Source organism: Acinetobacter sp. I-MWF, from assembly GCF_025433935.1.
Taxonomy (GTDB): Bacteria; Pseudomonadota; Gammaproteobacteria; order Pseudomonadales; family Moraxellaceae; genus Acinetobacter; species Acinetobacter guillouiae.
In genome coordinates this window covers 3763751-3777133 of sequence record NZ_JAMBAR010000001.1, presented here as the reverse complement: position 1 = coordinate 3777133, position 13383 = coordinate 3763751, and the positions used below count along the sequence as shown (strand labels likewise).

General features: G+C 38.7%; 12 protein-coding genes and 4 tRNA genes. 12 read left to right on the top strand and 4 right to left on the bottom strand.

Going from position 1 to position 13383, the window contains the following annotated elements; all coding sequences use genetic code 11:
* The first annotated feature begins 35 nt into the window (after nucleotides 1–35).
* The 4 genes from fabD to lysM all read left to right on the top strand — a co-directional run bounded on the left by fabD (nucleotide 36) and on the right by lysM (nucleotide 2850).
* Nucleotides 36–1022, top strand: a complete 987-nt coding sequence (gene fabD, locus M2R48_RS17325; RefSeq protein WP_004723962.1) for an ACP S-malonyltransferase — start codon at nucleotides 36–38, stop codon at nucleotides 1020–1022.
* The gene (fabG, locus tag M2R48_RS17320; RefSeq protein WP_262086885.1) at nucleotides 1019–1753 is read left to right on the top strand and encodes a 3-oxoacyl-ACP reductase FabG; all 735 of its coding nucleotides are present in this window, start codon (nucleotides 1019–1021) and stop codon (nucleotides 1751–1753) included. The genes fabD and fabG overlap by 4 nt, the downstream gene beginning before the upstream one ends.
* 86 nt (nucleotides 1754–1839) lie before the next feature.
* Nucleotides 1840–2076: an acyl carrier protein gene (gene acpP, locus M2R48_RS17315; protein ID WP_004723957.1), complete on the top strand. Its 237-nt coding sequence runs from the start codon at nucleotides 1840–1842 to the stop codon at nucleotides 2074–2076.
* A 300-nt stretch (nucleotides 2077–2376) separates the two neighbouring features.
* Entirely contained in the window at nucleotides 2377–2850 is a 474-nt protein-coding gene (gene lysM, locus M2R48_RS17310; protein WP_262086878.1) for a peptidoglycan-binding protein LysM, read from the top strand.
* 215 nt (nucleotides 2851–3065) lie between these two features.
* Here lysM and M2R48_RS17305 read toward each other — a convergent pair whose 3' ends face one another.
* The gene (locus M2R48_RS17305) at nucleotides 3066–3704 is read right to left on the bottom strand and encodes a peroxiredoxin (RefSeq protein WP_096735080.1); all 639 of its coding nucleotides are present in this window, start codon (nucleotides 3702–3704) and stop codon (nucleotides 3066–3068) included.
* Between the two features lie 336 nt (nucleotides 3705–4040).
* Between M2R48_RS17305 and secA the strand changes: the two genes are divergently transcribed.
* The 8 genes from secA to M2R48_RS17265 all read left to right on the top strand — a co-directional run bounded on the left by secA (nucleotide 4041) and on the right by M2R48_RS17265 (nucleotide 10446).
* Entirely contained in the window at nucleotides 4041–6758 is a 2718-nt protein-coding gene (secA, locus tag M2R48_RS17300) for a preprotein translocase subunit SecA (protein WP_004817738.1), read from the top strand.
* Nucleotides 6759–6907: 149 nt separating this feature from the next.
* Nucleotides 6908–7270, top strand: a complete 363-nt coding sequence (locus tag M2R48_RS17295; protein ID WP_004817737.1) for a hypothetical protein — start codon at nucleotides 6908–6910, stop codon at nucleotides 7268–7270.
* A 170-nt stretch (nucleotides 7271–7440) separates the two neighbouring features.
* Nucleotides 7441–8661 (top strand): bifunctional glutamate N-acetyltransferase/amino-acid acetyltransferase ArgJ, encoded by a 1221-nt coding sequence (argJ, locus tag M2R48_RS17290; protein ID WP_262086877.1) that lies wholly within the window; start codon nucleotides 7441–7443, stop codon nucleotides 8659–8661.
* A 149-nt stretch (nucleotides 8662–8810) separates the two neighbouring features.
* Nucleotides 8811–9878, top strand: coding sequence for a quinolinate synthase NadA (gene nadA / locus M2R48_RS17285; protein WP_105714422.1), 1068 nt, complete (start codon nucleotides 8811–8813; stop codon nucleotides 9876–9878).
* Between the two features lie 152 nt (nucleotides 9879–10030).
* Nucleotides 10031–10107 (top strand) — tRNA-Pro (locus M2R48_RS17280).
* A 45-nt stretch (nucleotides 10108–10152) separates the two neighbouring features.
* Nucleotides 10153–10229 (top strand) — tRNA-Arg (locus M2R48_RS17275).
* 41 nt (nucleotides 10230–10270) lie between these two features.
* Nucleotides 10271–10346: transfer RNA gene (locus M2R48_RS17270), tRNA-His, on the top strand.
* Nucleotides 10347–10369: 23 nt separating this feature from the next.
* Nucleotides 10370–10446: transfer RNA gene (locus tag M2R48_RS17265), tRNA-Pro, on the top strand.
* Between the two features lie 143 nt (nucleotides 10447–10589).
* Here M2R48_RS17265 and M2R48_RS17260 read toward each other — a convergent pair.
* The 3 genes from M2R48_RS17260 to M2R48_RS17250 are packed head-to-tail and all read right to left on the bottom strand — an operon-like array spanning nucleotide 10590 to nucleotide 12714.
* Complete coding sequence (locus tag M2R48_RS17260; RefSeq protein WP_004723848.1) at nucleotides 10590–11069, bottom strand: OmpA family protein; 480 nt, start codon at nucleotides 11067–11069, stop codon at nucleotides 10590–10592.
* Nucleotides 11070–11084: 15 nt separating this feature from the next.
* Nucleotides 11085–12302, bottom strand: a complete 1218-nt coding sequence (locus M2R48_RS17255; RefSeq protein ID WP_004723846.1) for a sensor domain-containing diguanylate cyclase — start codon at nucleotides 12300–12302, stop codon at nucleotides 11085–11087.
* 4 nt (nucleotides 12303–12306) lie between these two features.
* Nucleotides 12307–12714: a YfiR family protein gene (locus M2R48_RS17250; protein ID WP_227504303.1), complete on the bottom strand. Its 408-nt coding sequence runs from the start codon at nucleotides 12712–12714 to the stop codon at nucleotides 12307–12309.
* Nucleotides 12715–13383 lie beyond the last annotated feature (669 nt).

The following is a 13383-nucleotide window of genomic DNA, read 5'->3' as shown; positions in this document are numbered from 1 at the left end:
CGGAAACGATCAAGATTAAATAAGGGACTTTTTATATGTCTGCCAAACGACTCGAACAAGCAGCTCAAGCAACAAAAACTGCATTTTTGTTTCCAGGTCAAGGTTCACAAAAAGTGGGTATGCTTGCTGAACTTGCAGAACAGTTTAGTGGTGTACAAGAAACCTTTACTGAAGCATCAGATGCCATCGGTTTTGATTTATGGCACATTGCACAAAGCGGTGAAGGTTTAGATCAAACTGAAAATACTCAACCTGTTTTATTGACAGCAAGTATTGCTTTATGGCGTGTATGGTTAGATCTTGGTGGTGTTGTGCCAAAATACCTTGCAGGTCATTCCTTAGGCGAATACAGTGCTTTAGTTGCTGCAGAGTCGATGACTTTGGCAGATGCAGTCAAGTTGGTAAATTTACGCGGCAAATTGATGCAAAGTGCTGTGCCTCAGGGGCAAGGCGCGATGGCGGCTATTCTCGGTCTAGATGACGCGAAAGTACTTGAACTGTGCGAGCAAGCCAATGTGCAAGGCCGTGGTTCTGTTGAAGCTGCAAACTATAATGCACAAGGCCAAGTTGTTATCGCAGGAGACAAAACTCTAGTCGAAGCTGTCATGACCGTTGCCAAAGAAAACGGCGGTAAAGCGATTGCATTACCTGTATCTGTACCATCACATTGTTCTCTAATGAAACCTGCTGCCGAACAGTTTGCAGAAGCTTTGGAACAAACTGCCATTGAGCTACCAAGTATTCCTGTAATACAAAATGTCAATGCTGGAATCGCGACAGATACAAGCCAATTACGCTTAGCATTAACGGCGCAACTGTATCAGTCAGTACAGTGGACTAAAACCATGCAATTCATCCAAGACCAAGGTATTCAGTATGTTGCTGAATGTGGTCCAGGTAATGTATTGGCGAATTTAGCAAAACGTTTACCAAATATCGAAAAAGCATTTCCACTCGATACACAAAGTCGTATGGAAGATGCACTGAATGCTATCTTAGTGGCTGAAGGGAAAATTGCATGACACAAGAACGCAAAGTCGCATTAGTGACAGGCGCGAGCCGAGGGATTGGTGCTGCCATCGCTCAGCAATTGATTCAAGACGGTTATTTTGTTGTAGGTACGGCAACATCAGCAGTGGGCGCAGAAAAACTTTCAACAGTTTTTGCTGAAAATGGTGCAGGTGCATTACTTGATGTACGTGATGGTGCTGCAATTGATGCATTGGTATCTGACATTGAACAAAAATATGGTTCAGTGATGATACTTGTGAACAATGCAGGGATTACCAAAGACAATTTATTGTTACGTATGTCTGAAGATGATTGGGACGATATTCTCAATATTCATCTTAAAGCTGTATTCCGCTTATCTAAACGTGTATTGAAAGGTATGACCAAAGCTCGCTTTGGACGCATTATCAATATCAGTTCTGTTGTTGCGCATTTTGCTAACCCAGGACAAGCCAACTATTCTGCTGCAAAAGCAGGGATTGAAGCTTTCAGTCGCAGTCTTGCAAAAGAAATGGGAAGCCGTCAGATTACAGTCAACTGTATTGCGCCTGGTTTTATCGCAACAGAAATGACTGAGCAGTTAAGTGAAGATATTCGCAAAAAAATGAGTGATCAAGTTGCGTTAAACCGATTTGGTCAACCAGAAGATATTGCAAATGCAGTAAGTTTTTTAGCTTCTGACAAAGCCAGTTACATTACAGGCACAGTATTACACGTAAATGGTGGTTTATACATGGCGTAATGCGATGTATAAACTTTGAAAAAAGTAAATATTCAATTAAACTATCAGGCAATTAAAAGCCGCCACAAGCAATGAGGAGAATTCCTGTGAGCGATATCGAACAACGCATTAAACAAGCTGTTGCAGAACAATTAGGTATCAAAGCTGAAGAAATCAAAAACGAAGCATCTTTCATGGATGATTTGGGTGCTGATTCTCTAGACCTAGTAGAACTTGTTATGTCTTTCGAAAATGACTTCGACATCACTATTCCAGATGAAGATTCTAACGAAATCACAACTGTTCAATCAGCTATCGACTATGTAACTAAAAAACTTGGTTAATGTGTTGATTGTATAGCACGTTGTTGTTATACGTAAAAAGACCACCTTTAGGTGGTTTTTTTATGCCTGAATTTAGCTGTGTTGAGTGCATGCATGCTTGGCGATCCTTAACCTAAAAAAGCAATTAAATAAGTTTAAAATCAAAAGCATTGGTTACATACCGTTACCTTTTTATCACCAATGACAACGCACACCCTGACGCTTTTTCGCTATAAAAATAGAGTTCTTAAATTTGTATAACAGTTCACAGTAATACATTCTCAGTAAAACAATTTTCAATAATGATATGGAGTACGACATATGGGTCTTTTTGATTTTATTAAAGGAATTGGCAAGAAAAATACTGCACCAGCTGAGCCACAAGCGGCACCAGCAACGCCAGCAGAACCGTCTGCACAAGAAATTGCCAATAAGTTGTTGGGGCACATTAAAGCGTTAGGCTTGCCAGTAACAGGGCTTTCGGTAAGCTATAATGGTACTTCTGATTTGGCCACGATTCACGGTCAGGTACAAACTCAGGCAGATAAAGAGAAAATCATTCTTGCTGTGGGGAATATTGACCATGTGGCGCAAGTTGATGATCAAATGACAGTGGCAGCACCTGAGCCTGAAAGTAAGTTCTATACAGTTAAATCAGGCGATAATTTGTCTAAAATTTCAAAAGAATTTTATGGTGATGCCAACCAATATAATAAAATTTTTGAAGCGAACCGCCCATTGTTAAAAAATGCGGATGATATTTTCCCAGGACAAGTTTTACGTATTCCTGCATAACATTTGTTCGCTGATCTTTGATCATAAAAGGCACTTCGGTGCCTTTTCTATTTTTAAAATGATTTTGTTTTTATTTTAGTATTTGTTGTTTGGTGTATTTTGAAGGGTAAAAGAATTTCGTTGCAATCAGTGGATATTAAAAAAAGACCACATCAAGCTTGGATGTGATCTTTTGGAGTTAGTTAGCTCTAATCTAAAAAAATCAATATTGCATATTATTTATTAGGTTGTGGGGTAAGACGAAGATAAGGCTTAACCGCCGTATAACCTTTTGGGAAGCGTTCTTTAAGCTCCGCTTCATCTTTGATCGACGGGACGATAACAACATCTTCACCATCTTGCCAGTTTGCAGGTGTGGCAACTTTATAATTGTCAGTCAGTTGTAATGAATCAATCACACGGAGAATTTCTTTAAAATTACGTCCAGTTGATGCAGGGTAGGTAATGATTAAGCGAACTTTCTTATTGGGATCAATAATAACTAAAGAACGCACGGTGAGCGTTTCACTGGCATTTGGATGAATGAAATCATACAGCGTCGATACCTTACGATCTTTGTCTGCAATGATTGGAAAGTTTACAGTGGTATTTTGTGTTTCATTGATGTCGTTGATCCAACCTTTATGTGATTCAACATCATCGACTGAAAGGGCAATGGCTTTTACCCCACGCTGTTCAAACTCATCTTTTAATTTTGCGGTATAGCCTAACTCAGTGGTACATACTGGCGTATAGTCGGCAGGGTGTGAGAATAAAACACCCCAACTGTCGCCCAAGTAATCATAAAACTTAATTGGACCTTCACTAGATTCCTGAGTGAAATCTGGCGCAATGTCACCTAATCGTAAAGTCATTTTGAAACCTCAATATTTAAAAATGTTGTTTGTTATTTGGCTCGTCCAAACTACTATTACCCAGTTTTTTTATAATTAAAAATAGTGTTTTTGTATTTCTTTATGAAGAAAATAGATATTAATAAAAGAAGCATATGAAAAAAAACATAGAATTGATCTCTACCTCACTGCAAATATCGGTTAAATTTGCTACATTAATGCGCCTTAGCTGATACGTGCTAGAACTAATCGTCAGATTTTTTTGATTGGATTTGTGCAAAACCCTTGTACTTCAAATTTCTACCACCATAATATCGTCTGAGAAAAATTTATTTCACAAAGATTTAGAGAGTTTATATGTTGGCAAGTCTGATCGGAGGAATCTTCGGTACTAAAAACGAGCGCGAACTAAAACGTATGCGTAAAATTGTCGATAAGATCAATGCGCTCGAGCCGACGACATCTGCACTCAGCGATGCAGACTTATCTGCAAAAACTGAAGAATTCAAACAAAGATATAAGAAAGGTGAAAGCCTAGATAAATTAATGCCAGAAGCGTTTGCGGTGTGTCGTGAAGCAGCAAAACGTGTCATGGGTATGCGTCATTATGATGTGCAGCTCATTGGTGGTATTACTTTGCATGAAGGAAAAATTGCAGAAATGCGTACAGGTGAAGGTAAAACCCTGATGGGTACTTTGGCTGTGTATTTAAATGCAATTAGTGAACAAGGTGTTCATGTCATCACGGTCAACGATTACTTGGCACAACGTGATGCTGAATTAAACCGTCCGCTTTATGAGTTCTTGGGTTTAAGTGTTGGTGTAATCTATTCGATGCAATCACCGATAGAGAAAGCTGAGGCATATCGTTCAGATATTACTTACGGTACCAATAATGAATTTGGTTTCGATTATCTGCGCGATAACATGGTTTTTTCTATGGCAGAGAAAAAGCAACGTGGTTTGATTTATGCGATTATCGATGAGGTCGATTCGATCTTGATCGATGAAGCACGTACACCCTTGATTATTTCGGGTCAAAGTGATGATTCATCACAGCTTTATGTTGCAATCAATAGTATTCCACCGAAGTTGCATGCTCAAAAAGAAGAAAAAGTCGCAGATGGCGGTCATTTCTGGATTGATGAAAAGCAACGCCAAGTTGAAATGACTGAAGTCGGTTATGAAACTGTTGAAGATGAACTGATTAAAATGGGCTTGTTGGCTGAAGGCGAAAGCCTATATTCACCATCAAATCTAAACTTGGTTCATCACGTGTCTGCTGCAATTCGTGCACATTTCCTTTATCAACGTAATGTTCACTACATCGTACATGATGGTGAAGTAATCATTGTCGATGAAAATACTGGTCGTACCATGCCAGGTCGTCGTTGGTCTGAAGGTTTACACCAAGCTGTTGAAGCCAAAGAAGCGCTAGACGTTCAACCTGAAAACCAAACTTTAGCAACAACAACATTCCAGAACTATTTCCGTTTATACAAAAAGCTTTCAGGTATGACAGGTACTGCTGATACTGAAGCTGCGGAAATGAAAGAAATTTATGGTTTGGATGTGGTGCTTATTCCAACCCATCGTCCGATGATTCGTAATGACCAAAACGATTTAATTTATTTAAACCGTAATGGTAAATACAATGCAATTATTGAAGAAATTCAGAAAATTCATGAAGCAGGTGTTGCACCTATCTTGATTGGTACTGCAACCATTGAGGCTTCAGAAATTTTATCTGATAAGTTACGAGATGCGGGTATTACCCATGAAGTCTTGAACGCTAAACAACATGAGCGTGAAGCAGACATTATTGCCCAAGCGGGTTCACCGCGTGCAGTGACCATTGCAACCAATATGGCAGGTCGTGGTACCGATATTTTGCTTGGTGGTAACTGGAAAGCAAAACTTGCCAAAATTGAAAACCATACTGCGGAAGATGAAGCTCGTCTTAAAGCGGAATGGGAACAAAACAATGAAATGGTGTTAAGTTCAGGTGGTTTACACATCATCGGTTCTGAACGTCATGAATCACGTCGTATTGATAACCAGTTGCGTGGTCGTTCTGGTCGTCAAGGTGACCCAGGTGTTTCACGTTTCTTCTTGTCATTAGAAGATGATTTGATGCGTATATTCGCGGGTGATCGCGTTGTTGCAATGATGCGTGCGATGGGACTACAAGAGAATGAAGCCATTGAACATAAAATGGTGTCGCGTTCTATTGAAAATGCACAGCGTAAAGTTGAAGCACGTAACTTCGATATTCGTAAAAACTTATTGAAATACGATGATGTAAATAACGAACAACGTAAAATTATTTACTCTCAACGTGATGAAATTTTAGAAGAAAGCTCACTTCAAGATTATATTGAAGAAATGCATCGTGAAGTCGTAAAAGGCTTAATCGAAACTTATATTCCACCTGAATCAATCCATGACCAATGGGATATTCAAGGGCTTGAAAATGCATTGAATGAAGATTTAGGTATTAATCTTCCTGTAAATCAATGGTTGGAAGAAGATCGTCGTCTAGATGAAGAAGCCTTGGTTGAGCGTATTTCTGATGAGATCGTTACACGTTACCGTAATCGTCGTGAACAGATGGGTGATGATACTGCTGCGACACTTGAACGTCACTTCATGCTGGGTTCTTTAGACCGTCATTGGAAAGACCATTTGGCTGCGATGGACTATTTGCGTCAAGGGATTCACTTACGTGGTTATGCACAAAAGAACCCTGAACAAGAATATAAGAAGGAAGCCTTCAATTTATTCGTCAATATGTTGGGTGTGATTAAGTCTGACGTGGTTACTGATATTTCTCGTGTGCATATTCCAACACCTGAAGAGCTTGCTGAAATGGAAGCTCAACAACAGGCTCAAGCTGAATCTATGCGTCTTAACTTCGCACATGATGAAGTGGATGGTTTAAGTGGTACGGTAAGTAATGAGATTGTTGATGCACAATTCACGGATAGTGATGAGATTGCAGCACCAGAAAGCCGTAATGCACCTTGTCCTTGTGGTTCAGGTTTGAAATACAAGCAATGTCACGGCAAAATCTAATTGAGTGAATAGACCCTGAAAGTGTTACAAAAAAGCAGAACAATTGTTCTGCTTTTTTTACAAGTTATTACCATACGTTAATTTTTATTGCAGGAAATGTGATTAAGTGGTATTAAGTTGCTCAATTGGAAAAGATCTTTGGGAAGATAATGAAAAAATTATTAAAACCTTTATTTGTTGCAACCTTAGCAGTTCCAGCATTGGCATTTGCAGATACGGCACCACAAACGACGACAGTGGAAAAAGTACAAGCTGCTACAGGCGCAGTAACAGCCCAAGCAGAAGTAAAAAATGAAACCACGACTGTGATTAGTCCACGTACAGGTATTCGTTATACTTTAGGTAATACAGGCGGACGCCCAATTATTTTAAAAACTGCGGCGATTGCAGCGGTAACACCTGCTACGGTTAATCGCGTTGTTGCTTCAAATCCAGCGTTGTCAGTATCTAGTCAAGAAAAAGTAAAGCAAGCATTATTGGCTGCGGATACCACGACTGCTGTTCAACAGTAAGGTATTGATGATGTGATGAAAGCCAGTATATTTACTGGCTTTTTTTATTTTATATTCAAATGAATAAGCTTTTCTTATAGTAAAAATAAATAAGCATTTTAATAAGCTCGATTTTTATAGAGAATTCTAATAAGCTGTGTTTTCATTCTAATTCATATGGACATTTGAAAATGGCTGTTGGTGACGTGTCTATGCCGCATATGCATGTGGTACAAGGTGTAAAAATTGGCTCTGCTGAGGCGTATGTCCGTTATCCAAATCGACGAGATTTAGTTATTTTTGAACTTGCACAAGGTACCAATGTTGCGGGTGTGTTTACCCAGAATGCATTTTGTGCAGCGCCCGTTCATGTGTCCAAAGCACATTTAGCACAAGCCAATCCACGCTATTTAGTCATCAATACTGGGAATGCTAATGCAGGCACAGGCAAATTGGGCATGCAAAATGCACAATTGACCTGTTTAAAGCTTGCTGAGTTAGCGCAGGTGGAAGAATTTGAGGTATTGCCATTCTCTACAGGGGTTATTGGCGAACAACTACCCATTGAGCGTTTAACTCAAGGTTTACAGCCTGCACTAAATAGTTTGAATGACGCTTCATGGACGGACGCTGCGACTGGGATCATGACCACGGATACCACACCAAAAGGCGCCTCAGAACAGTTCGAGCTTGATGGTATAACGTATACAATGACTGGGATTTCTAAAGGTGCAGGTATGATTCGCCCAAATATGGCGACCATGCTGAGTTTTGTTGCAACCGATGCGCCAATTGCACGAAATCTTGTGCAAAAAATGTTAAAAATTAGCGCAGACCAATCATTTAACCGGATTACTGTGGATGGTGATACTTCTACCAATGATTCATGCATTTTTGCTGCAACCGGAATGGCTGGTGGTGTAGAAATTAGCAGTGAAGATGATGTACGTTATACTGTGGTCTTGGATGTTTTATCGCGTGTGATGAAGCGTTTGGCGCAACTGATTATTCGTGATGGGGAAGGGGCGACCAAATTCATTACTATCACGGTTGACGGTGGAAACGACACACAAGAATGCTGCGATATTGCTTATAGCATTGCCCATTCACCATTGGTTAAAACGGCAATTTTTGCGTCTGATCCAAACTGGGGGCGTATCCTTGCTGCGATTGGTTATGCTGGCGTGAAAGATTTGGATGTTGAAAAAATTCAAGTCTGGTTAGACGACGTGCAAATTTGTAAAGATGGTGGTGCTGCTGAAGACTATACCGAAGAAGCTGGTGCACGGGTAATGTCACAGACAGAAATGACCATTCATGTAAATCTTGGTCGAGGGCAGGCCAAAGATACGGTCTATACCTGTGACCTATCCTATGATTATGTGAAAATTAATGCGGACTATCGTTCTTAACTACTGATTTTTTAAGGAGCCTCATTCGTGAGGCTTTTTTATAACAAAATATTTTTCGTGGTGAATTTATGTGCGCTAAACCGTACAATCAATTCACAAGTGTATAAACGCTAGCATGATGCCAGCGACAAGGAAAGAGAAGACCTCTTATGAATGATGCGAATAATTTAATTGCCAACGAAGCAAAATCGGTTGTGCAAGCGCATTTAGATCGTTTAGGTGAACCTAAGGACAATAGTCTGAGTCCAGCGGTAAAACAGCAGAAGTTTGCGCAAATTAAAGCTGAATTGCAAAAGAACAATGCTGTTTTGGTGGCACATTATTATTGTGATCCAGATGTGCAAGAACTTGCGGAAGCGACAGGTGGTTGTGTTTCTGATTCTTTAGAAATGGCACGTTTTGGACGTGATCATGAGGCATCTACTCTGGTGGTCGCTGGGGTTAAATTTATGGGAGAAACCTCAAAAATTCTTTCTCCTGAAAAAACAGTCCTTATGCCAACTTTGGAAGCAACCTGTTCGCTTGATCTCGGTTGTCCTGTAGATGAATTTACCGCATTTTGTGATGCACATCCTGAGCATACTGTTGTGGTCTATGCCAATACCTCAGCAGCAGTTAAAGCACGTGCAGATTGGGTAGTGACTTCAAGTTGTGCAGTAGAGATCATTGAACACTTAGACAGCTTGGGCGAGAAAATTATTTGGGCGCCAGATCAACATTTAGGCCGTTATATTCAAAAGAAAACCGGTGCTGATATGTTGCTTTGGGATGGTGCTTGTATCGTGCATGAAGAGTTTCGCGCCCGTGGTATCGAAAAGATGAAAGCGCTGTATCCGAATGCAGCTGTATTGGTGCATCCTGAGTCACCAGAATCCGTGATTGATATTGCGGATGCGGTAGGAAGTACCTCACAACTGATCAAAGCAGCTCAAACATTGCCACAAGACACTTTAATTGTGGCTACAGATCGTGGCATTTTCTATAAAATGCAACAAGCTGTACCACATAAGACCTTGATTGAAGCACCTACAGCAGGCGAAGGTGCAACTTGTCGTTCTTGTGCGCATTGCCCGTGGATGGCAATGAATGAATTAGATGGTATTTTGTCAGTTTTGCAAAAGGCCGATCAAGAAATATTCGTAGATGCTGCTTTGGCTGAACGTGCTAAATTACCTTTAGATCGTATGTTGAACTTTAGTGCTCAATTAAAACGATAGAAATTGTATAAAAAACATCTGAAATGTTTGATTAATATACATTTGACGTGTTTTTTTAACTTTTTTTCAAGATAGGTGTTGACGTCTTGTGGCGTCACGCCTAGAATGCACACCGTACCGCACGATGTGCGATACATAAAAGCTGAGATGAACGGAGCATAGCACAGCCTGGTAGTGCACCTGGTTTGGGACCAGGGGGTCGTAGGTTCGAATCCTACTGCTCCGACCAATTCTTCAAGGCAAGTTAATCTGTGATATTAGTATCATTGGTCATGCGCCTGTAGCTCAGTTGGATAGAGCATCCGCCTTCTAAGCGGATGGTCACAGGTTCGAATCCTGTCAGGCGCACCATATGTTGCTTGATACTATAGATCCTAAAACTTAATGTGACGGTGGATGTAGCTCAGTTGGTAGAGCCCCGGATTGTGATTCCGGTTGTCGTGGGTTCGAGCCCCATCATTCACCCCAATTCCTTAAGTTTGTTGTAAATTCGGAGCATAGCACAGCCTGGTAGTGCACCTGGTTTGGGACCAGGGGGTCGTAGGTTCGAATCCTACTGCTCCGACCATTTAAGCATCAGCTTAAATATAAATCATCCGCTTAAAGGCGGTTTTTTTATGCCTGAAATTTGTGTTTGTCAACGAAGCGTCAAGTTCTATAGATCTAAAAAAAAGATCTGCGTAGAGATCTTTTTTAATAAAGAGAATATTATCAAGGAATAATAATCACCGCAACACGACGGTTTTCAGCTTTATTCTCTTCTGAATCATTTGATTTAAGTGGCTGGTCAGCCCCTTTTCCAATCACTTGGATATTTTGTGGATTAAATTTTTGCTCAATGAATATATTTGAAACATTTTGAGCACGTTCTTTGGATAATTTTAAATTGTATTCAGGATTTCCGATATTATCGGTATGACCTACAATTTTAAGCTTATCGAGATGATATTTATTTAATTGCGTGGCTAAACGAACCAATTCAGTTTGGCGCTCGGTATTAATATTCGATTCATTAAAACCAAACAATAAACGTTCTGGTAGACCTAGACTCCAGCCTTCATCCGTTAATACAAAACCTTCTTTCTTAAGTACACGAGCTTGTTTATAGCTCAACCCACCTAGATTCATACAACCTGTAAGTGCTAGGCAGAGTATTGCAAGAATAGAAAGTTGTACGTTTTTTAAAGTCATAAAAACCCCCTAATATTATGAATGGTAAATAAACCAATGATGCTGTAAAGATTTTGCTTTGTACATGGCTTGATCTGCTTGAGAAATTAAGTCTTCTGGGCTTGAGGCCTGGCTAGAGATAGCAATACCGATACTAAAGCTAAAAGAAATCGATTGTCCTTTATAGATTAAAGGATCGTCACAACATTTAATCAGATTTTCAGCAATAGAGATGAGGTGTTCAATTTTAGAAATGGAACGTAAAATAATTGCAAACTCATCTCCTGCAAGACGCGCGACAAAATCATCTTGGCGAATATGGCGTCTTAATCGCGAAGCCATTTCTTTTAAAACTTCATCACCGACCAAATGTCCATATTGATCATTAATAGCTTTAAAATTATTATTATCAATAAATAATAAAGCTAAATTTTCACGTTGATTGGTGTCTTCATATAGATTACATAACACCTGATAAAAATAATTACGATTAGGTAATTCAGTTAAATGATCATGTTGAACTTGATAAGAGAGTTCACTATTCTCGTTTTGAAGATGGGTATGCCAAGATTGAATTTCATCTAAAAGTTGGTTGAAGACACTGTTTAAGTCTTGAAATTCTTTTACATCACTTTTTGGAAACCTTAAGTTATACGCCTTTTGGTTTCTTAAGAGTTGTGCAATTTGTATAATCGGTAAAAAAGAACCCATAATATGGCGATAGGTCAAGTTTACTGACCACCATACAGCAAAAACCATAAAGAGCATGCCAAACGCTAAGCCAGTAAAAATTTTAAAAATAAACATTAAAATTTCATTGGAACTTCCATACAGCACAACTTGACCGACCAGTTTTCCTTGATGTTGGACGTTTAACTTGATGGAATCTTTTAAAAAGATATGATCAAAAAAGTTTTGAATATAAGAATAGTGTTCAACATTTTTTAAGCTTTCTGCAACTTTATGACCTTGATTATCATAAACCTCAATCAGGCGTACTGAATGTTGAAAGGTGTATTCATTGATAATCTGTGAAATCGCGATTCTATCAGAGAACACCAGCGCAGGTTGAACACGTTCAGACACGGTGCGGCTGATTAATAATAGGTTTTGTTTCGCATAAGATTCAACGGTAAATACTGAAATCGTGACAAAAGTAGACGTACTAATAAATAAAGTGATTGCAAAGGTCGTAAATTGAGATTTACGAAACAATGTTTGTAAGGAACTCGATTTAAAAAATTTATTCATCATTATTTTAATCCGAATTCTTTGCCAGCAATAAAACACGTGGGTCAACATGTATTTTAGACTGAGCTAAACTATCAAGATTCACTTTAAAAATAGTATTTCCTGTTTTGTTGGTGGATAAGCAAAAAACGCTGCCAATTTCACATTCAGAATTACTTGAGCTAAACGATAAAATAGATGAATTTAATGATTTCCCAATAAGGGCCTGTTCGGTTTGTGCTGAAGTATTGGAAAAAAATACCGCATCACAATGACGATTTTTTAGATCAGCTGAATGTATCGCACTTATATTAAAAGGAGACTTATTTGATTTGATATAAGCAGAAAATTGGTTTGCATAAGATGCATTATCAACGACGCACAATTCTGGATTCGGAGTGTTCCATTTTGCATAACTTAATATCGACAATGTCATCATGAAAATATTATGTGACGAATTGGCTGAGGAATAGTTGCAGCAAAAGAGCAAAATTCCTAAACAGAAGCTTCTTCTATTTATAAAACGGGCCATATTCGACTTAATTTATTAAATGATAAAATTATTTCAAATAGTTTAAAGAAAAAAAACAAATATAAATAGCTTAATATTTAAATAAAAACATGTTCTGCTTTATTAGTATGAGAAAAAATGGTGCAAAAAATAGCTAAAAATGGACTTTTTTTGCTATTTTGGTCGAAAAAATGTTCAGTTGATAAAAAAGTTTAAAAAAAGGGGTTGTGTTGGATTGGGAATGCTGTAGAATGCACATCCATCGGCGGTGATGTTAAATAAAACTTCTGATAAATCAGGCACTTGATTAAGTTGTTAAGATTTCGAATTGAGATTTTAAGATGAGATTGGAGTTGGGTTTGTTAGAAAAAATAATTAACATTATTGATTGACTTTTTAGAGATAGAGAGTAGTATAGCCGACCTAGCTTGATGCTGACGAAGCATTGAGAAGATCATTAAGAGAATATGAAGAACAACTTGTGTGGATTTTTACTGATTGATTGATCGAAATATTATCATTGATTGATTGGTTTAAATTACTCGAAGTTTATTTGAGAGAATTTGTCAGTACATTGATGAGCCAGAATTGTGA